Genomic DNA, 18,702 nt, shown 5'->3' on the forward strand with positions numbered 1-18,702 from the left:
GAGCCACGCGCCGCAGTGAAAGGGCTGCAGTGAAAGGGCCTCAGGGGGAGCGCCTCAGTGAAAGCGCGGGGTGCGTCGCTCCACGAAGGCCTGCACCCCTTCCCGGCCGGCCGGGGACTCCGCGCGGGCCGCGATGGACTGCGCCTCCGCGTCCAGGTGCTCGGCCAGGCCCCGGTGGTTGCCGTCGCGCAGCAGACCCTTGATCGCCCCGAGGGCGCCGGTGGGACCCTGGGCCAGCTGCGTGGCCAGCGCCAGCGCGTGCTCGGCCACGTCGTCGTCGGCGACCAGCCGGCTCACCAGGCCCAGCTCGTGCGCCTGGCGGCCGGTGAGGGTGCCGTCGGTGAGCAGCAGGTCGCGGGCCCGCGCGGCACCGATGATGCGGGGCAGCGTCCAGGACATGCCGCCGTCGGGGGAGAAGCCCAGCGCCGGGTAGGCCGGGCGGAAGCTGGTGCCGGGACCGGCCACCACCAGGTCGGCCGCGCACGCCACGCTCATCCCGGCGCCGGCGGCCCAGCCGTGCACCGCGGCGACCACCGGCACCGGTGCCTCGCTGAGCGCGAGCACGAAGGTGTGGAAGCTGCGGGCCACCGCGCCGACGTAGCCCGCGACGTCCTCGGCGGCGGCGAAGGCGCGCACGTCGCCGCCGGTGCAGAAGCTGGACCCGGTGCCCACCAGCAGGATGGCGCCGGTGCCGTCGTCGGGGGTGATGGCCCCGATGGCGGCTGCCGCCTCCCGCAGCGCGTCGTCGTTGAGCGAGGACCCCTTGGCCCCGGTGGAGATGGTGCAGCGCAGCACCCGTCCCACGTGCTCCACGTAGCCAGCCGACTCAGACATCAGACCTCCTGGGTAGCAATCGGTTTCGCCCAGCATGCCGTGCCGGCCCGGGCCGGGGAACCGATGGCCGGCTCGGCTTGTACATGGCGGGCAAGGGTGTAAAGGTGATGGGCGTCACCGCACGAGCGAGGAGCACGCGCAATGAGCACCAGTGAGCTGACCGGCAGCGCTGCCGAGCGAGCCGCACGCCCGTACGACGAGGTGGACCTGTCGTCCATGGACTTCTGGTCGGCGACGGCGCAGGAGCGGGAGCGGGTCTTCGCGGTGCTGCGGGCCGAGCGTCCGGTGTCCTGGCACCGCCCTGCCGCGGAGCCGCTCATCGAGGACCCCAACGACCAGGGCTTCTGGGCGGTGGTGCGCCACGCCGACCTCATCGAGGTGACCAAGCGGCACGAGGACTTCCTCTCCGGCGAGGGCATCATGTTCGACTCCGTGCCCCAGGAGCTGCTCGACGGGGCCCAGGGGTTCATCGCCATGGACCCGCCGCGGCACACCAAGGTGCGCCGGCTGCTCACGGCGGCGTTCACGCCCAAGCAGATACGGCGCATCGACGACCAGATCCGGGCCAACGCGCGCCGGGTGGTCGACGCCATCGCCGCCAAGGGTGAGGCCGACTTCGCCACCGACGTCGCCGCGCTGCTGCCGGCCTACAACATCTTCGACATGGTGGGCGTGCCCGAGGCCGACCGGGAGCGCATCCTCGCCTCCTCGCAGTTCGCCGGTGGCATGCACGACCCGGAGGTGATGGGTGGGCGCGAGGTCCTGCCCACCCTGTTCGAGTCCATGCTCGAGCAGCGGGAGTACGTCGGCGGGCTCATCGCCCAGCGCCGGGAGAACCCCACCCCGGACCTGCTCACCGCGCTCACCCAGGCCGAGGTGGACGGCGAGCGCCTCACCGACATGGAGATCATCTCCTTCTTCGGGCTGCTCATGGTGGCCGGCACCGACACCACCCGGCAGAGCCTGAGCCACGGCATGCAGGCGCTGCACGACTTCCCCGACCAGCGAGCGTGGCTGATGGCGGACTTCGACGGCCGCATCGCCATGGCGGTGGAGGAGATGGTCCGGTGGGCCACCCCCATCATGACCTTCCGCCGAACCGCCGCCCGCGACTGCGAGCTGGCCGGTCAGCGCATCACCGCCGGGGACAAGGTGGTGATGTTCTACGCCTCCGCCAACTGGGACACCGAGGTGTTCGACCACCCCGAGCGGCTCGATCTCTCCCGCCACCCCAACCACCACATCAGCTTCGGCGGCGGCGGCATCCACCACTGCCTGGGCGGCCAGCTCGCCCGGCAGCAGATCCGTGCCCTGTGGGACGAGGTGCTGCACCGCCTGCCCGACATCCACGTCAGCGGGGAGCTGCTGCCCACCCGGAGTAACTTCTTCCACGGCGTGAACCACCTGCCGGTCCGCTTCACCCCGGCCCGGTGAGCCGACGCCTGCCCGATCCCGAACCCGAGGAGTGTCCGTGAAGATCGAGTTCAACGAGAACGCGTGTGCCTCCACCGGCATGTGCGAGGCGGTGGCGCCAGACCTCTTCGAGATCGGCGACGACGGCTACCTGCACATCCTGGACACCACACCCGCGGACGAGCAGCGCGCGCTGGTGGAGGAGGCGGTCAGCTCCTGCCCCACGGGAGCGCTGTCGCTGGCGGACTGACCAGCACGTTCCGCGCGCGGGGAACACGGTGGCCTCGGGCCCGGTTGCACCCAGCATGACTTCACCGACAACGTCCGTGCCCGCAGTCACCCTCAACGACGGCCACACGATCCCGCAGCTCGGGTTCGGCGTCTTCCAGGTCCCCGCGGAGGAGACCTACGACGCGGTGACCGCCGCTCTGCAGGCCGGCTACCGCAGCATCGACACCGCCAAGGCCTACGGCAACGAGGCGGCGGTGGGTCGCGCGATCGCCGACTCCGGGCTGCCCCGCGGCGAGCTGTTCGTGACCACCAAGCTGTGGAACGACGACCACGGCCACGACTCCGCCCTGCAGGCCTGCGACGCCAGCCTGGCCGAGCTGGGGCTGGACTACCTCGACCTCTACCTCATCCACTGGCCGACGCCCGAGCGCGACCGCTACGTGGCGTCCTACCGGGCGTTCGAGGAGCTCCAGGCGGCGGGCAAGGTGCGCTCCATCGGCGTCTCCAACTTCACCATCGACCACCTCACCCGGCTGATGGACGAGACGTCGGTGGTGCCGGTGGTCAACCAGGTGGAGCTGCACCCGAACTTCACCCAGAAGGAGCTGCGGGCCTTCCACAAGGAGCGCGGCATCGTCACCGAGGCCTGGAGCCCGCTGGCCCAGGGCGACCTGCTGGCCGACCCGGCGCTGGTGGCCATCGGCGAGGCGCACGGCAAGACCGCCGCCCAGGTGGTGCTGCGCTGGCACGTGCAGCTGGGCAACGTGGCGATCCCCAAGTCGGTCACCCCGGAGCGGATCGCGGCCAACATCGACGTCTTCGACTTCGAGCTGACCGGCGACGAGATGGTCACCATCGACACCATGGGCAACGGCGAGCGCCGCGGACCGGACCCGGACACCTTCAACGGCTAGTGCTCCCGCCCGCTCAAGTTGCCCCACAACGGATTTTGTGGTGGAGCACCCGTTGGGCGGTAGGGCACAATGGCGAAAACCCTGAGACAGGGATGAGCCAGGGGGGACCGCCGCGTGGACAGCGTTGTCGTTGACCGCATCCGGACGACCGAGGTGTCGCCGTCGGACCGGTTCGCCTACTGGGAGCGCTCGGTGAGCTCCAGCCTGCAGCCTGTGCTGATGCGTCCGCTGGGCGGGCACTCCACCGACTTCCGGGCTGAGGCGGTCAGCGCCCGCGCCAACGGCGCCACCATCATGAGCGGGGTGGTGGACCCCTACCGCTCCGAGGTCACCGCCGCGCAGGCCGGCCACCAGGATGCCACCCGCCTGCTGGTCACCCTGCCGAGCGACGGCCAGCTCTTCGTGGACGCCCGGGGCCAGCAGTCCTCCTACGGCCGGCACACCCTGCTGCTGCAGTCCGACGACGAGCCGATCGTCAAGACGCACGCCATCCGGGCGCCGATGGTGCTGCTGTCGGTGAACTCTGCCGAGCTGTCCATCCCGATGACCACGCTGCGCGCCATGATGTTCCGCCCGCTGCGCGTCGATCCAGCGCTCAGCGCCGCCCTCACCGGGGCGGCGCGGGCCGCCCGGCAGAGCGTTGCGCCGCTGGACGCCACCGGCATGGGCCTGTACCTGAACGGCCTGGTCGAGATCTTGGTGCGCTCGGCGATCGGACGGCAGCCCGACCACAGCGGGACCGTCGCCGTGCGGCGGCAGCAGGCCAGGGACGTGGTGCGTGCCCGGCTGGCCGACCCTGCGCTGTCCACCGCCACGGTCGCCGCAGAGCTGGGGATCTCGGTGCGCCGGCTGCAGCAGATCCTGGCTGGCGGCCCCTCGGTGGCCCAGCAGATCCGGGAGCTGCGCATCGCCAAGGCCGGCAAGATGCTGCGCGACCCGATGGCCCGCCGCATGACCATCGCGGAGATCGCGGAAGCCTGCGGCTACCGCGACCACGCGAACTTCTCCCGTTCCTTCCGTGCCAGCACCGGACACACCCCCCGGGAGTACCGGCACTGAGGCTCGACCCGGTAGGTCAAGAGAACTTTGCAATTCACGCAACGCAACTTGCTCGGCGTCAGCAGGCGCAGCCAAGATCGTCGCGAGCCGCGCCCGTGGGGCGGCTCCGGTGACCCTGCTGAAGAGGGGACAGCAGGGTTGCTGGTGGTACCGCTGGATCGGTGGCACCACTCGACGGCGAATATCGTGAGGGCATGAGCACCACCGACACCGTCGAGGGCCTCGAGTCCATGGTCGAGTGGTGCGTCCCCGGGTTCGTGGAGTCGGCCCGACGGGCACGGCTGCCCGGCACCTACCGCGGTGAGCGGTTCTGGCACGGCAAGCCGACCGTCGAGCGCCACAAGTTCTGGACGGTGTCCATCCCGTGCCTGACGACCGAGTCCGGCCGTGCGGTGGCCCGCGTGCACTTCGACGGGCGCTGGGACTGGGTGGTGCAGCCGAGCGAGGGCACGGTGCTGCCCACGGGGCTGGACCAGGTGCAGGCGGCCTTCGACGCCGCTCTGCGAGACGGCGCGGGCTCGGGCTAGCTGCGGGGGTGGATCAGCCGCGGATGGTCTGCACGAGCAGCACCAGCGTCAGGGCGACCACGACGAGCACTGTCAGCGCGACCACGATGAGACCGACGACGACCATGGCGAAACCTCCGTTGTGGGACTCGGTACCGGCCCCTATCGTCGCAGGCCCGTGCTCGGCCGTGCGCAGGAGGGTGGGCGCAGGAGAGTGGGCGCAGGAGGGTCAGCCCTGGGAGATGTAGGCGGTCAGCTGCTCCCGGTCGTGCTCCAGCTCGGCGATGTGGCTCTTGACCACGTCACCGATGCTGACGATCCCGGCCAGTCGGCCCTGCACCAGCACCGGCATGTGCCGGGCCCGCTGCTCGGTCATGGTCACCGAGACGCTGTCCAGGCTGTCCTCGGGGCAGCAGGTGTGCACCGGGCTGGTCATGATGTCGGCCACCTGCTGCTCCAGCAGGGCCGGGCCGAGCCGCTCCAGCCGACGAACCACGTCGCGCTCGGAGACGATCCCCACCACCTCGTCGGCCGTCAGCACCACCGCTGCCCCCACCTCGTGGGCGGCCAGCCGGCTCAGCAGCTCGGGCACCGGGGTGTCCGGTGCGACGGACACCACCTGGACGCCCTTGCTGTGCAACACGTCTGAGATCCGCACGCTGGCCACCTCCCCGCCGCCTGGTGTGACACGGATCACTGCCACGGTGGGGCAAGGGTAGGCGCTCGGCGGGGCGGGGGGAAGGCCTCACCAGGGGCGCATGCGGTAGACAGTCCTCATGACCTCTTCCGAGCAGAACACCCCGGAGCCTGACGACCAGCGGGCCACCCGCGCCGACCTGCTGCCCGAGGAGCAGGCGGCCGGCAGCGAGAACCCGGACGCCCAGGCCCAGGCCATCCTGGACGACTCCGAGCGCCGCACCGTCGACCCCGACCCGGACGCCAGCAAGCAGTCGGGCCGACGCACCTCCGAGGAGGCCAGCTGAGGCTGGCTCGCTCCTAGCCCGCGGCGGCGCTCTCCAGCGCTCGGCGGGTCAGCTCGCGGGCCAGGTGCCTGCGGTAGTCCTGGCTGGCGTGCATGTCCGCGGTCGGCGAGGTGCCCTCGTCGGCCAGCGCGGCCGCGTCGGCGATCGACGCACCGTTGGCCAGGGCCTGCTCGGTGGCCGTGGCGCGCAGCACCGTGGGGCCCATGTTGGCCAGCGCCACCCGGCCGTCCACGGCGGCCGCGGCGATGATCGGCCAGTCGTTGGCCCGGCGGGTGAACTTCTCGTAGCCCCAGCCGAGGTGGCCGGTGCGCGGGACCCGCACCTCCACCAGCATCTCGTCCTCGCCGACGGCGGTCTCGAAGAACCCGCGGAAGAACTCCGTGGCCGCGACCGTGCGGGTGCCCTGTGGTCCCTGGACCACCAGCGTGCCGCCCAGGGCGAGCACCGCGGTGGGCAGGTCGGAGGCGGCGTCGCCGTGCACCAGCGAGCCGCCGAGGGTGCCGCGGGCGCGCACCTGTGGGTCGCCCACCTGCCCGGCGACGTGGGCCAGCAGCGGCACTTCCGCCTGGGCGACGGTGGAGGTGTGCAGCTCGTTGTCGCGGGTGAGCGCGCCGATGGCCACCTCGTCGGCCTCCACCCGCACGTAGCGCAGCTCGGCCAGCCCGCCGATGTCCACCAGCACCCCGGGCACCGCCATCCGCAGCTTCATCAGCGGCAGCAGCGAGTGCCCACCGGCCAGCAGCTTGGCCTCGTCGCCGTGCTGGGCGAGCAGGCTCAGCGCCTCCTCCACCGAGCCGGCCCGCACGTAGTCGAACTCGGCGGGGATCATGCGCGCACCTCTGCCTCTGCTGGGGTGGACCCTGCCGTGTTCAGCTCGGCGGCGGCCAGGACCGCACGGACGATGTTGTGGTAGCCGGTGCAGCGGCAGAGGTTGCCCTCCAAGCCCTCGCGCACCTCCCGCTCGGTGGGGTGCGGGTTCTCCCGCAGCAGCCCCACGGTGGCGCACACCATGCCCGGGGTGCAGAAGCCGCACTGCAGCCCGTGCTCGGCGCGGAAGGCCTCCTGCACCGGGTGCATGCTGCCGTCCTCGGCGACCAGCCCCTCGGCGGTGGTCACCTCGGAGCCGTCGGCCTGGGCGGCCAGCACGGTGCAGCTCTTCACCGCCTCGCCGTCCAGCAGCACCGTGCAGGCGCCACAGGAGGAGGTGTCGCAGCCGACGTTGGCCGCGCGGAGCCCGCAGGTCTCCCGCAGGTGGTGCACCAGCAGGGTGCGGGCCTCCACCTCGTCGGTGCGCTGGGCGCCGTTGATGTTCATGCTGACCTGCATCAGGATCCCTCTCCTGCTCGGAGCGCTTCCCACACCCGCATCGAGGTGGTCGGCATGTCGATGTGGCGCACGCCCAGGTGCGCCACGGCGTCGATCACCGCGTTCTGCACCGCCGGGGTGGAGCCGATGGTCCCGGACTCGCCGATGCCCTTGGCGCCCAACGGGTTCACCGGCGTCGGTGTCTCCATGGAGAGCAGCTCGAAGCTGGGCACCTCGGTGGCGGAGACGATGGGGTAGTCGGCGAAGGTGGAGGTCAGCGGGTTGCCGTCCTCGTCGTAGAGCACCTCCTCCAGCATCGCCTGGGCCGCGCCCTGGGCGATGCCGCCGTGCCGCTGACCCTCGGCCAGCAGCGGGTTGAGGATGCGGCCGGCGTCGTCGGCGGTGATCACCCGCTGCAGGGTGGGCTTGCCGGTGCCGGTGTCCACCTCCACCACGGCCAGGTGGGCGCCGAAGGGGAAGGTGGTGGCTCCCGCGGTGAACGTGGTGTGCACCATCAGCCGCTCCTGCTCGGCCAGCGCCGCGAAGCTGATGCCCACGTCGGTGCCGGCCACCTGCAGCCGGGCGTTGACCTGGTCGACCACCAGGTCGGCGGCGTCGGCCTCGAGCAGCTCGGCGGCGCGGGTGCGCGCCAGCTCCACCAGCTCCTCGGCGGCCTGGTTCACCGCCGCCCCGCCTTGTTGCAGGCTGCGCGAGGCCATCGTGCCGCCACCGACGGGGATGAGGTCGGTGTCGCCGTGCAGCACGGTGATCCGGTCCATCGGGATGCCCAGCCGCTCGCTGGCCAGCATGGCGTAGGAGGTGGCGTGGCCCTGCCCGTGCGGGGAGGTGCCGGTGAGGATGGTGGCGCTGCCGTCGGCGTGCACCTCGATCTCGGCGTCCTCGGCCGGTCCGTCCGGCCCCGCCCCGGTCACCTCGACGTACACCGCCAGGCCCAGGCCCAGCTGGTTGCGGTCGCCGCGGGCCCGGCGCTCGGCCTGCTCCTTGCGCAGCCCGTCGTAGTCGGCCGCGGACAGCACCAGCTCCAGCGCCCGGCTGTAGTCGCCACAGTCGTAGGTGGCGCCGGTGCCGTTGAGGCGCGGCTGGTCGAAGGGCTCCATCAGGTTGCGGCGGCGCACCTCGGCGGGGTCCATGCCGATCTCCGCGGCGAACAGGTCCATCGCCCGCTCCACCGCGGCCGTGGCCTCCGGACGACCGGCGCCGCGGTAGGCGGCGATGGTGGTGGTGTTGGTGACCACGCTGCGGACCTTGGTGTGCAGCTTGGCGATGTCGTAGACACCGGGAGCCATCATGCCGGTGAGGATGGGCAGCACCGCGCCGGTGCGTGGGTAGGCCCCGGAGTCCTGCACCAGCTCCAGGGCGTAGGCGGTGACACGGCCGTCCCGGGTGCCGCCGATGGTGACCACCTGGTCCTGGCCGCGGCCGTGGACCATGCCGGTGAGGTTCTCCGAGCGGGTCTCCACCCAGCGCACCGGGCGGCCCAGGTGCCGGGCGATCCACACGATGAGGGCGAACTCGGGGTCGGCGTTCATCTTGGCGCCGAAGCCTCCGCCCACGTCGGGCGTGCGCACGTGCACCAGCTCGGCGTCCAGGCCCAGCCACGCCGCGATCTCCCGGCGGGTGGCCTGCGCGCCCTGGTTGGAGCACCACACCGTCACCCGGCCGTCGGCGCCCCAGGCCGCGGCGGCGGCGCGGACCTCCATCGGAGCCGGCGCCACCCGCTGGTTGACGATCTCGCGGCGGACCACCACCTCGCAGTCGGCGAAGAAGTCCTCCGGCACCTCCTCGCCCATGGCGAAGACGGTGTTGGTGCCGGCCTCGGGGAAGAGCAGCACCTCGTCGGTGACGGCCTTGGCGGTGCCGATCACGGCGGGCAGCGGATCGATGTCCACCGACACCAGCTCGGCGGCGTCCTCACCCTGGTAGCGCTCCTCGGTGAGCACCGCGGCCACCGGCTCCCCGACGAAGCGGACCACGTCGTGGGCCAGCCACGGGCGGGTCATCGCCTCCGGGAAGAAGGGCATGCCGGGAGGGATGGGGCTCAGCTCGGTGAGATCAGCAGCGGTGATCACCGCGACCACCCCGGGTGCCTGCAGGGCCTCGGAGGTGTCGATCTCCAGGATGCGGCCGTGCGCGGCGGGCGAGCGGACCAGCGTGAGGTGCAGCGCTCCGGTCAGCTGGTCGTCCACCAGGTCGTCGGTGTAGGTGCCGCCGGTGGTCAGGAACTTCGGATCCTCGATGCGCACGACCCGCGTGCCCAGGATGCTCATGCCCTCACTGTGCCCTGCGTTACACCCTCGGTCAACGGTTGTTGACCCTGTGCTTGCCCGGCGCGCGTTCGCTCCGGACGCGCTGCGGCAGACCGCCTTCGCGGTGTCGCCGCGGGCCAGGTGGCCGCCTAGGCTGCCGGCATGACGAAGTGGACAGCTGCCGACATCCCCGACCAGAGTGGACGGACGGCCATCGTCACCGGCGCCAACAGCGGGCTGGGGCTGTGCACCGCCGCCGCGCTGGCGCGGGCCGGGGCCCAGGTGATCCTGGCCTGCCGCGACACCGGCAAGGGCTCCGACGCCGCCAGCCGGATGACCGGCGACGTGGAGGTGCGCCGGCTCGACCTGGCCGACCTGGACTCGGTGCGCCGGTTCGCCGACACCGTGGACGCCCCGGTGGACCTGCTGGTGAACAACGCGGGCGTCATGGCGATCCCGCTGCGGCGCACCGCGCAGGGCTTCGAGATGCAGGTGGGCACCAACCACCTGGGCCACTTCGCGCTCACCGGTCTGCTGCTGGACCGCGTCACCGACCGGGTGGTCACCCTGTCGAGCGTGATGCACCGGATCGGCACCATCCGGCTGGACGACCTCAGCTGGGAGCGCGGCTACCACCAGTGGCCGGCGTACGGGCAGTCCAAGCTGGCCAACCTGATGTTCGCCTACGAGCTGCAGCACCGCCTGGACGCCGCCGGCTCCACCGTGCGCTCGATGGCCGCGCACCCGGGGTACGCCCGCACCAACCTGCAGTCGCGCACGGAGTCGCCGCTGGACAGGGTGACCAACGTGCTCAACCGGGTGTGGGCGCAGTCGGCGACCATGGGGGCGCTGCCCACCCTCTACGCGGCCACCGCACCGGACCTGCCGGGCGGCACCTACGTGGGCCCGGACGGGCTGGGCCAGCAGCGCGGGCACCCCAAGCCGGTGGGATCCAACCGCCGGTCGCGTGACCGCGAGGTGCAGCGGCGGCTGTGGGACCTCTCCGAGGAGCTCACCGGCGTCGAGTTCGACCTGCCCTCCACCGTGTCGTCGAGCTGAGTGTCGCCGAGCTGAGTGTCGCCGAGCTGACCCGGGCCCCCGGGCCGAGCAGTCCGGAGGACTGCTTGCCGAACAGCGGCGGCAGGTGGCGCAGCATCAGCGCCGACCACGTGACGTGGCTGATCATCGGGGCCTGGATGCCGCCGGTGGCGCGGCGCTGCAGCGCGAAGAGGGTGCCCATCGCGGTGGAGGCCAGCACCAGGGCGGGGTTGCGGGTGGCGCAGGTGGCCAGCGTGTACACCGCGGTGGTGGCCAGCACCGGGCGCCCGGTCCCGAGTGCCCCGGCGCCCAGCGCCGCGAACACCGCGCCGCGGTAGAACACCTCCTCGGCCACCCCGTTGGCCAGCGTGGTCAGCAGCACCAGCCGGTCGGCGCCCTCGTCGGAGTACTGCAGCACCGAGGAGATCGCGCGGTCCAGCACCGGCACGTGCCGGGCGACGAGGGCGGCGGCGTAGAAGACGCCGAACGCGCCCGCACCCACCAGCACCGGGACCAGCACGGGCCGGTGCAGCGCCCCGTCCGGGCCGCGGGCCCAGCCCCGGTGCAGCGGCCCCGACGCCAGGCCGCCGGCGGTGTAGGTGGCGGCCACCGCCAGGGTGAGGCCGTAGAACTCGGGCGAGCCCGGCTCGGTGGACAGCGACACCCCCAGCAGCCCGGCCCCGGCCACCGACACCGCGCCCACCACCTTGCGGCGCCGGGCGAAGGCGGCGTCAGGCTCCCAGTGGTCGCGCGGCACCCGCTCCGTCAGCCACGCCGGCGCTGGGATCCTCACAGCTGCAGCAGGGCCTCGGCGCGCTCGGCCAGCGCTGCCCGGACCGAGTCGTCGTAGCTCATCGGCTGGAAGGGCACGACCTGGCGGATGCTGTCGTCGCGCACGACCACCTCGTTGCGCATCGACTCCACCAGCGAGCGGCCGGTCTGGGTGTCCAGGTCGGTGACCAGGGACAACCACCGCGACGACAGCCCCGGCGAGAGCAGCGGCACCGGCACGATCACCAGCGGCCGCTGCTCGATGGCCGCGACCCGCCGCATCATGTCCACGTAGGCCAGCACGTCGGGCCCGCCCACGTCGAAGGCGCGCCCGCGCGCCTCGGGTGCCTGCAGCACGCCCACCAGGTAGCGCACCACGTCGTCGATGGCGATGGGCTGGGTGCGCGTGCGCACCCAGCGCGGGGTGACCATGGCCGGCAGGTGCTCCACCAGCTGGCGGGTCAGCTCCCAGGAGATGCCCCCGTGGCCGACGATGATGCCGGCGCGCAGCGTGGTCACCGGCACCCCCGCCGAGCCCAGGGCGTGCTCCACCTCGCGGCGGCTGCGCAGGTGCTCGGAGAGGTCGTCGTCGTCGTCGCCGAGCCCGCCCAGGTAGACGATGCGCTCCAGGCCCGCGTCCGCGGCGGCCTGGGCGAAGTTCTCCGCGGCGGCCAGGTCGCGCTGCTGGAAGTCGGCGGCGTCCAGGGAGTGCACCAGGTAGTAGGCCGCCGCGCAGCCCTGCAGCGCGGTGGCGAGCGAGCCGGCGTCGTGCACGTCGCCGTAGACCGCCTCACCCGCGCCGTCGTAGGTGTCGGGGTGGCGCGTCATGGCCCGCACCTCCTGCCCAGCCTCGACAAGGGCAGGGCACAGTCGTTGACCCACGAAACCGGACGAACCCGCAACCAGAACACGCATGTCCCCAGGATCGCTGGTGTGGCGCGGTTGTGCTCGTCCTGGCTGTGGTGGGGGAGCAGCGGCGTTCACCTTCCGGACACCTTGGTGGTACACCGTGGGCGAAGGCCCGAGCTGGCCCGCGCCTGCCGCAGCAGGACTCCGCGCTGAGACCCCGATAGGACTGACCTTGCCGTGATCCACGCTGATCCACCGCTGCCTGGGCAGACGCTGCCTGGGCAGAAGCTGCCTGGCTCGGCTGCCCCGGAGCCCCGCACCCTGCTCGACATCCTCGCTGCCACTGCTGCGTTCTGGCCGGATGCCGACGCCCTGGACGACGGTCATCGCCGGCTGGGCTACGCGGACCTGTGGCTGGAGGTTCGAGCGCTGGCCGCCGTGCTGGCCGGTGCCGGGATCGGCCCCGGGGACCGGGTGGGGGTGCGCATCCCGTCCGGGTCCTGCGAGCTCTACGTCGCCATCCTGGGTGTGCTCGCCGCGGGCGCGGCCTACGTGCCCGTGGACGCCGACGACCCCGAGGAGCGGGCCACGCTGGTGTTCGGCGAGGCCGAGGTGCGCCTGGTCCTCGACGGCAAGCCGCTGGAGGTGGTGCCAGCCACGCCGCGCGCACCGACGGTGGACGACGACGCCTGGATCATCTTCACCTCGGGCTCCACCGGGGTGCCCAAGGGGGTGGCGGTCAGCCACCGCAGTGCCGCGGCCTTCGTGGACGCCGAGGCGCGCCTCTTTCTGCCGGACCACCCCGTCGGTCCCGGGGATCGGGTGCTGGCAGGGTTGTCGGTGGGCTTCGACGCCTCGTGCGAGGAGATGTGGCTGGCGTGGCGACACGGCGCCTGCCTGGTGCCCGCGCCCCGCTCGCTGGTCCGCAGCGGCAGCGACCTCGGCCCGTGGCTGGTGGCGCACGACATCACTGTGGTCTCCACCGTCCCCACCCTGGCCGCGCTGTGGCCCGCCGAGGCGCTGGAGGCGGTGCGGCTGCTCATCTTCGGCGGCGAGCCCTGCCCGCCGGAGCTGGTCGCCCGCCTCACCGTGCCCGGGCGCGAGGTGTGGAACACCTACGGCCCCACCGAGGCGACCGTGGTGGCCTGCGCCGCCCGGCTCACCGGCGAGGGACCGGTGCGCATCGGGCAGGCGCTGGATGGGTGGGAGCTCGCCGTCGTGGACGCGACGGGCGCCCGGCTGGGCGAGGGCGAGATAGGTGAGCTGATCATCGGCGGCGTCGGGCTGGCCCGCTACCTCGACCCGGCCAAGGACGCCGAGAAGTTCGCGCCGCTGCCCGCGCTGGGCTGGGACCGGGCCTACCGCAGCGGTGACCTGGTGCGCAACGACGCCGCGGGGCTGGTGTTCGTCGGCCGTGCCGACGACCAGGTCAAGATGGGCGGGCGCCGCATCGAGCTGGGCGAGGTGGACGCCGCGCTGCAGGCCCTGCCGGACGTGGCTGCCGCCGCCGCGGCGGTGCGCACCACCCCGGCCGGGCACCCGGTGCTGGTGGGCTACCTGGCCCCGAGCCGCCCGGACTTCGACGTCGCCGCCGCCCGCGCGCAGCTGGGTGCCGTGCTGCCCGCCGCGCTGGTGCCGATGCTGGCGGTGGTGCCCGCCCTGCCCACCCGCAGCTCGGGCAAGGTCGACCGGGCCGCCCTGCCCTGGCCGCTTCCCGTGGCGTCCGCCCACGCCGAGCAGCAGGAGCTCACGGGCACCCTGGCCTGGGTGGCCGAGCAGTGGACTGCTGTCCTCGGCGCCCCGGTGCACAGTCCGGACGCCGACTTCTTCGCTGCCGGTGGGGGCAGCCTGGCCGCCGCGCAGCTGGTGTCCGCGCTGCGGCAGCGCTATCCGGCGGTGACCGTGGCCGACGTCTACGACTACCCGCGCATCAGCGCGCTGGCCGCGGCGCTGGAGGAGCTGGCGGCGCCACCGGTGACCGTCGGGCGCACCGTGGTGCCCACCCCGCGGCGCACGCAGGTGCTGCAGCTGCTGCTGGCCATCCCGCTGCAGACGGTGGTCGGACTGCGCTGGTTCACCTGCCTGGCCGCCCTGAACAACGTGCTCGGACCGCGTTCGTGGGCGCCGGCGGTGTCCTGGTGGTGGGTGGTGCTGGGCGTCGTGGTGCTCGTCAGCCCGCCGGGCCGGATGGCGATCGCCGTGGCCGGTGCCCGGATCCTGCTGCGCGGCGTGCGCCCGGGCGAGCACCCCCGCGGGGGCAGCGTGCACCTGCGGTTGTGGCTGGCCGAGCGGCTGGCCGATGCCAGCGGGGCCGTCGGGCTTGCCGGGTCCTCGTGGGTCACGGTCTATGCCCGGGCGCTGGGGGCGCGGGTGGGCAAGAACGTGCACCTGCACTCGCTGCCCCCGGTCACCGGCATGCTCACCCTGGAGCGGGGCTGCTCGGTGGAGCCCGAGGTGGATCTGGCCGGGCACTGGGTGGACGGGGACGTGCTGCACCTGGGGCGGATCCACGTCGGGGCGGGGGCCACCGTCGGCACCCGCAGCACCCTGCTGCCCGGCGCCCGCATCGGCGCCGACGCCGAGATCGCCGCGGGCTCGGCCGTCACCGGCACCGTGCCCGCCGAGCAGCGCTGGGCCGGTTCGCCGGCCACCCGGATGGGTCGGGCCAAGCACCCCTGGCCCGAGCGCGCACCGGCCCGCAGCAGGGTCTGGGTGCTGGCCTACGGCGTGGGCTCGCTGCTGCTGGCCGCGCTGCCCGTGCTGGCCGGGCTGCCGGGCATCGCCCTGCTGGCCTGGGCGATCGGGGACGCACCGTCGCTGGGCGCGGCGACCGGGCGGGGCCTGCTCGCCCTCCCGGGAGCGACCCTGCTGTGGTTGCTCGGCTACGCGTTGCTCACCGGTGTGCTCGTCCGGGCGCTGGGTGTGGGCATGCGGGCGGGCACCGTGGCGGTGCACAGCCGGCGCGGCTGGCAGGTGTGGGCGAGCATCCGGCTGATGGACGCCGCCCGCGGCTGGCTGTTTCCGCTCTACTCCAGCCTGCTCACCCCGGTGTGGCTGCGCGCGCTCGGCGCTCGTGTCGGCCGCGGCGTGGAGGCCTCCACCGTGCTGCTGCTGCCCCGGATGACCGTGGTGCGCGACGGCGCCTTCCTGGCGGACGACACCCTGGTCGCCGGCTACCGCCTGGGTGGTGGCTGGCTGCACATCGCCGAGGCCAAGGTCGGCAAGCGGGCCTTCCTGGGAAACTCCGGAGTGACCGCCGGTGGTCGATCGGTGCCCAAGAACGGTCTGGTGGCGGTGCTGTCCGCGGCGCCGGCCAAGGCCAAGGCCGGCTCGTCGTGGCTGGGCAACCCGCCGGTGCGGCTGCGTCGCGCGGCCACCGGTGGGGACGAGGGCCGCACGTTCGCGCCGTCGCGACGGGTGCGGGTGGCGCGCGCGCTGGTGGAGCTGCTCCGGGTGGTGCCCGTGATCGCGACCGCCGCGCTGGGTCTTGGCGTGCTGGCGACCCTGCAGCTGCTGCTTGCCCGATTCGGCGGCGCGGTGGCCGCGGCGTGCGCGGGCCTGGTGCTGATCGCGGCCGGCGCGGTCGCGGTGCTGGCGACCAGTGCGGCGAAGTGGCTGCTGGTCGGGCGGTTCCGGCCGGTGGAGCACCCGCTGTGGAGCTCGTTCGTGTGGCGCAACGAGGTGGCCGACACCTTCGTGGAGGTGCTCGCTGCCCCGTGGTTCGCCCGCGCCGCCACGGGCACCCCGGTGCTGGGTGCGTGGCTGCGCACCATGGGCGCCCGGATCGGTCGCGGGGTCTGGTGCGAGTCGTACTGGCTGCCCGAGGCCGACCTGGTGACCCTGGGGGACGGGGCGACGGTGAACCGCGGCTGCGTGGTGCAGACGCACCTGTTCCACGACCGGGTGATGAGCATGGACACGGTGACGCTGCACGCGGGCGCCACGCTCGGCCCGCACAGCGTGGTCCTGCCCGCGGCGGTCATCGGTGCCCACACCACCGTGGGCCCGGCCTCGCTGGTGATGCGCGGGGACGAGGTTCCGGCCGGCACCCGCTGGGTCGGCAACCCCATCGCTGTTGCTACAACTTGCCGGTGAAGTCCCGTGACGCTGTCCAGCTGGAGGGTTCGGCCTCCGTCGGCGACCCGTACGTGCCCGAGCGCGGCAACGGCGGCTACAGCGTCACCCGCTACGAGCTGGACCTCGACTACCGGGTGGCGAGCAACCGGCTGAGCGGGCGGGCCCGGCTGTCCGCGGTCACCACCCAGTCCCTCAAGCGCTTCAGCCTCGACCTCGCCGGGCTCACCGTGAGCAAGGTGTCGGTGAACGGCACGAAGGCGACGAAGTTCGCCCAGCGGGACGACAAGCTGCACGTCAGCGTGGCCACCCCGCTCCCCGTCGGGGCCACCCTCACCGTCGACGTGCACTACACCGGCGCCCCGACCCCGGTCACCGGCCCGTCGGGCGAGGTCGGCTGGGAGGAGCTGACCGACGGGGTGATCGTGGCCAGCCAGCCCGACGGCGCGCGGTCCTGGTTCCCGTGCGACGACCACCCGAGCGCCAAGGCGAGCTTCCGCACCACCATCACCACCGACTCGCCCTACACGGTGTTCGCCAACGGCACGCTGACCAGCCAGCGAACCCGGTCCAGCCGCACCACCTGGGTGTTCGAGCAGCCCGAGCCGATGGCCTGCTACCTGGCGACGGTGCAGGTCGGGCAGTACGAGTCGACCACCCTGACCGAGAGCGGCGTGGCGCAGCGGGTGCTGGCGCCCAGCGCGCTGCGCTCCGCCGTGGCGCACGACTTCGCCCGGCAGCCGCAGATGATGGCGCTGTTCGAGCGGCTGTTCGGCCCGTACCCCTTCGCCGCCTACACCGTGGTGGTCACCGGTGATCCGCTGGAGATTCCGGTCGAGGCGCAAGGCGCGTCCATCTTCGGCGCCAACCACGTCGACGGCGGCCGGGGCTGGGAGCGGCTGGTGGCCCACGAGCTGGCCCACCAGTGGTTCGGCAACAGCCTCACCGTCCGTGGCTGGCAGCACATCTGGCTCAACGAGGGTTTCGCCTGCTACGCGGAGTGGCTGTGGTCGGAGGAGTGCGGTGGACCCACCGCCGCGCGGCTGGCCGAGCAGGCCCGCACCCAGCTGGCCAGGCTGCCGCAGGACCTGCTCCTCGCCGACCCGCAGCCCGAGCGGATGTTCGACGACCGGCTCTACAAGCGGGGTGCGCTCCTGCTGCACGCCCTGCGCGGCACGCTCGGCGACGAGGCGTTCTTCGCGCTGCTGCGGGAGTGGACCACGCGCTACCGGTACCTCACGGTGACCACCCACGACTTCATCGACCTCGCCGGCGCGCACGCCGGGCAGCCGCTGCGGGAGCTGTTCACCGCGTGGCTGGACCAGCCGAAGTTGCCCAGCTCGTAGCGGCAGCCCGGGGTCGCCCGGGGTTGGCGTCGAGGCCGTCGAAGCGCCCGGCCGGGCGCAGCCCGCGGTACTCGGCGACCACCGGCTCCAGCTCGGCCGGGGTGGCGCCGTGCAGGATCACCCCGTCCACCCCCAGGTCCAGCTGCGCCAGCACCCGCTCGGCGCAGCGGCGCGGGCTGCCGGTGGCCGCCGGCTCCAGCCACTCCGCCGGCAGCAGCCCGGCCACGTGGCCCAGCGTCTCGACGTCGGCGACGGTGTCGATCGCGCCGGGCACCCCCTGCACCACCGGGTCGGCGCGGAAGCGCTCCAGCACCGCCGGGTCCCAGCCGTTGGTGCGCACCAGCAGGTCGCCGTAGCCCTGCAGGTAGGTGGCCAGGCGACCCACCGTCTTCTTCAGCCGCAGCTCGGTGGGCAGGTGGTCGCCGACGGTGGCGTAGCAGGACCAGATGCGCACGGCGGCGGGGTCGCGCCCGGCCTGCTCGGCGGCGGTGCGCACGGTCTGCACGGCCCGGCGCACGGTGTCGTCGGTGAAGTAGGTGTGCAGCACCACCATGTCCATGGTCCGCCCGGCCAGGGCCAGCGAGCGGGGCCCGAAGGCCACCATCCCCACCGGGATGTCGGCGTCGAAGCTGGAGTCCAGGTGCAGCACGGGGTACTTCCCGGCCGGGCCGTCGTGGCCGATGATCGTCTCCCCCCGCCACAGCCGGCGCACCAGGCCGACGAAGTCCTCGATCTGGGCGCTGGTGATCCGCGGAATGCCGAACGCGTCGAAGAGCGGCTCGATGCCCCGGCCCAGCCCCAGGGTGAAGCGGCCGTCGGTGAGCCCGTGCATGGTGGTGGCGTAGGAGGCGGTCACCGCGGGGTGGCGGGTGTTGTGGTTGGTGGCGGCGGTGGCCACCCCCAGCGTGCGCGAGAGCGCCCCCACCGCGCCGGAGAGCGTGACGGCCTCCTTGATGGTGAACCGCTCGGAGATGAACGCCGAGCCCAGGCCCATCTCCTCGGCCGCGGCCACCTCCGGGCGCACCTCGGCGGGGGAGCGGGGCGCTCCGGCCAGGGTGTAGAAGCCGAGCTCGGTGAGCTGGTCCACCGCGTCTCCTCCGCTTGGCCCTCAC

General features: G+C 73.1%; 17 protein-coding genes. 9 read left to right on the plus strand and 8 right to left on the minus strand.

What is annotated here, in order from left to right:
• Positions 1–54 precede the first annotated feature (54 nt).
• The gene (locus AC3YO9_RS14120) at positions 55–834 is read right to left on the minus strand and encodes an enoyl-CoA hydratase/isomerase family protein (RefSeq protein WP_489983613.1); all 780 of its coding nucleotides are present in this window, start codon (positions 832–834) and stop codon (positions 55–57) included.
• A gap of 141 nt (positions 835–975) precedes the next feature.
• Between AC3YO9_RS14120 and AC3YO9_RS14125 the strand changes: the two genes are divergently transcribed.
• From AC3YO9_RS14125 to AC3YO9_RS14145, 5 genes are all read left to right on the plus strand, one after another.
• The gene (locus AC3YO9_RS14125) at positions 976–2,268 is read left to right on the plus strand and encodes a cytochrome P450 (protein ID WP_127782054.1); all 1,293 of its coding nucleotides are present in this window, start codon (positions 976–978) and stop codon (positions 2,266–2,268) included.
• 37 nt (positions 2,269–2,305) lie between these two features.
• Positions 2,306–2,497, plus strand: a complete 192-nt coding sequence (locus AC3YO9_RS14130) for a ferredoxin (RefSeq protein WP_127782055.1) — start codon at positions 2,306–2,308, stop codon at positions 2,495–2,497.
• 55 nt (positions 2,498–2,552) lie between these two features.
• Positions 2,553–3,392: an aldo/keto reductase gene (locus AC3YO9_RS14135; RefSeq protein ID WP_489983614.1), complete on the plus strand. Its 840-nt coding sequence runs from the start codon at positions 2,553–2,555 to the stop codon at positions 3,390–3,392.
• Between the two features lie 114 nt (positions 3,393–3,506).
• Positions 3,507–4,451, plus strand: coding sequence for a helix-turn-helix transcriptional regulator (locus tag AC3YO9_RS14140; protein WP_127782057.1), 945 nt, complete (start codon positions 3,507–3,509; stop codon positions 4,449–4,451).
• Positions 4,452–4,645: 194 nt separating this feature from the next.
• Positions 4,646–4,978 (plus strand): hypothetical protein, encoded by a 333-nt coding sequence (locus AC3YO9_RS14145; protein ID WP_489983615.1) that lies wholly within the window; start codon positions 4,646–4,648, stop codon positions 4,976–4,978.
• A gap of 208 nt (positions 4,979–5,186) precedes the next feature.
• Here the strand turns inward: AC3YO9_RS14145 and AC3YO9_RS14150 are convergent, their stop codons facing one another.
• Positions 5,187–5,615, minus strand: a complete 429-nt coding sequence (locus tag AC3YO9_RS14150) for a CBS domain-containing protein (RefSeq protein ID WP_489983616.1) — start codon at positions 5,613–5,615, stop codon at positions 5,187–5,189.
• A gap of 118 nt (positions 5,616–5,733) precedes the next feature.
• Here AC3YO9_RS14150 and AC3YO9_RS14155 point away from each other — a divergent pair, with 118 nt between their 5' ends.
• Entirely contained in the window at positions 5,734–5,940 is a 207-nt protein-coding gene (locus AC3YO9_RS14155; protein ID WP_127782060.1) for a hypothetical protein, read from the plus strand.
• Between the two features lie 13 nt (positions 5,941–5,953).
• Here the strand turns inward: AC3YO9_RS14155 and AC3YO9_RS14160 are convergent, their stop codons facing one another.
• Genes AC3YO9_RS14160 through AC3YO9_RS14170 form a run of 3 tightly spaced genes read right to left on the minus strand, consistent with a single transcriptional unit; the run spans position 5,954 to position 9,533 of the window.
• Positions 5,954–6,769: an FAD binding domain-containing protein gene (locus AC3YO9_RS14160; protein WP_489983617.1), complete on the minus strand. Its 816-nt coding sequence runs from the start codon at positions 6,767–6,769 to the stop codon at positions 5,954–5,956.
• Entirely contained in the window at positions 6,766–7,266 is a 501-nt protein-coding gene (locus AC3YO9_RS14165; RefSeq protein WP_127782062.1) for a (2Fe-2S)-binding protein, read from the minus strand. Before AC3YO9_RS14165 ends, AC3YO9_RS14160 begins: the two co-directional genes overlap by 4 nt.
• On the minus strand, positions 7,266–9,533 hold the full coding sequence (locus AC3YO9_RS14170) for a xanthine dehydrogenase family protein molybdopterin-binding subunit (protein ID WP_489983618.1): 2,268 nt from the start codon (positions 9,531–9,533) through the stop codon (positions 7,266–7,268). The genes AC3YO9_RS14165 and AC3YO9_RS14170 overlap by 1 nt, the downstream gene beginning before the upstream one ends.
• A 141-nt stretch (positions 9,534–9,674) precedes the next feature.
• On the opposite strand from AC3YO9_RS14170, the gene AC3YO9_RS14175 reads away from it, so the two are divergent.
• A complete protein-coding gene (locus tag AC3YO9_RS14175; protein WP_489983619.1) occupies positions 9,675–10,571 on the plus strand; it encodes an oxidoreductase in 897 nt (298 codons plus the stop codon).
• On the opposite strand, the gene AC3YO9_RS14180 is transcribed toward AC3YO9_RS14175, so the two are convergent.
• Both AC3YO9_RS14180 and AC3YO9_RS14185 read right to left on the minus strand, forming a co-directional pair.
• The gene (locus tag AC3YO9_RS14180; RefSeq protein ID WP_489983620.1) at positions 10,525–11,343 is read right to left on the minus strand and encodes a CPBP family intramembrane glutamic endopeptidase; all 819 of its coding nucleotides are present in this window, start codon (positions 11,341–11,343) and stop codon (positions 10,525–10,527) included. The genes AC3YO9_RS14175 and AC3YO9_RS14180 overlap by 47 nt on opposite strands.
• Entirely contained in the window at positions 11,340–12,236 is an 897-nt protein-coding gene (locus AC3YO9_RS14185; RefSeq protein ID WP_489983621.1) for an NAD(P)H-binding protein, read from the minus strand. The genes AC3YO9_RS14180 and AC3YO9_RS14185 overlap by 4 nt, the downstream gene beginning before the upstream one ends.
• Positions 12,237–12,407: 171 nt before the next feature.
• Here AC3YO9_RS14185 and AC3YO9_RS14190 point away from each other — a divergent pair, with 171 nt between their 5' ends.
• Together AC3YO9_RS14190 and AC3YO9_RS14195 are read left to right on the plus strand one after the other, a co-directional pair.
• Positions 12,408–16,265, plus strand: a complete 3,858-nt coding sequence (locus AC3YO9_RS14190; protein WP_489983622.1) for a Pls/PosA family non-ribosomal peptide synthetase — start codon at positions 12,408–12,410, stop codon at positions 16,263–16,265.
• Positions 16,262–17,590 carry a M1 family metallopeptidase gene (locus tag AC3YO9_RS14195; protein ID WP_489983623.1) on the plus strand — a complete coding sequence of 443 codons (1,329 nt, stop codon included), beginning with the start codon at positions 16,262–16,264 and terminating at the stop codon, positions 17,588–17,590. Before AC3YO9_RS14190 ends, AC3YO9_RS14195 begins: the two co-directional genes overlap by 4 nt.
• Here the strand turns inward: AC3YO9_RS14195 and AC3YO9_RS14200 are convergent.
• Positions 17,550–18,677 (minus strand): TIGR03857 family LLM class F420-dependent oxidoreductase, encoded by a 1,128-nt coding sequence (locus AC3YO9_RS14200; protein ID WP_489983624.1) that lies wholly within the window; start codon positions 18,675–18,677, stop codon positions 17,550–17,552. The two genes, AC3YO9_RS14195 and AC3YO9_RS14200, sit on opposite strands and share 41 nt — an antisense overlap.
• Positions 18,678–18,702: the final 25 nt, after the last annotated feature.

Source organism: Rhodococcus sp. Z6_132 (assembly GCF_058133635.1).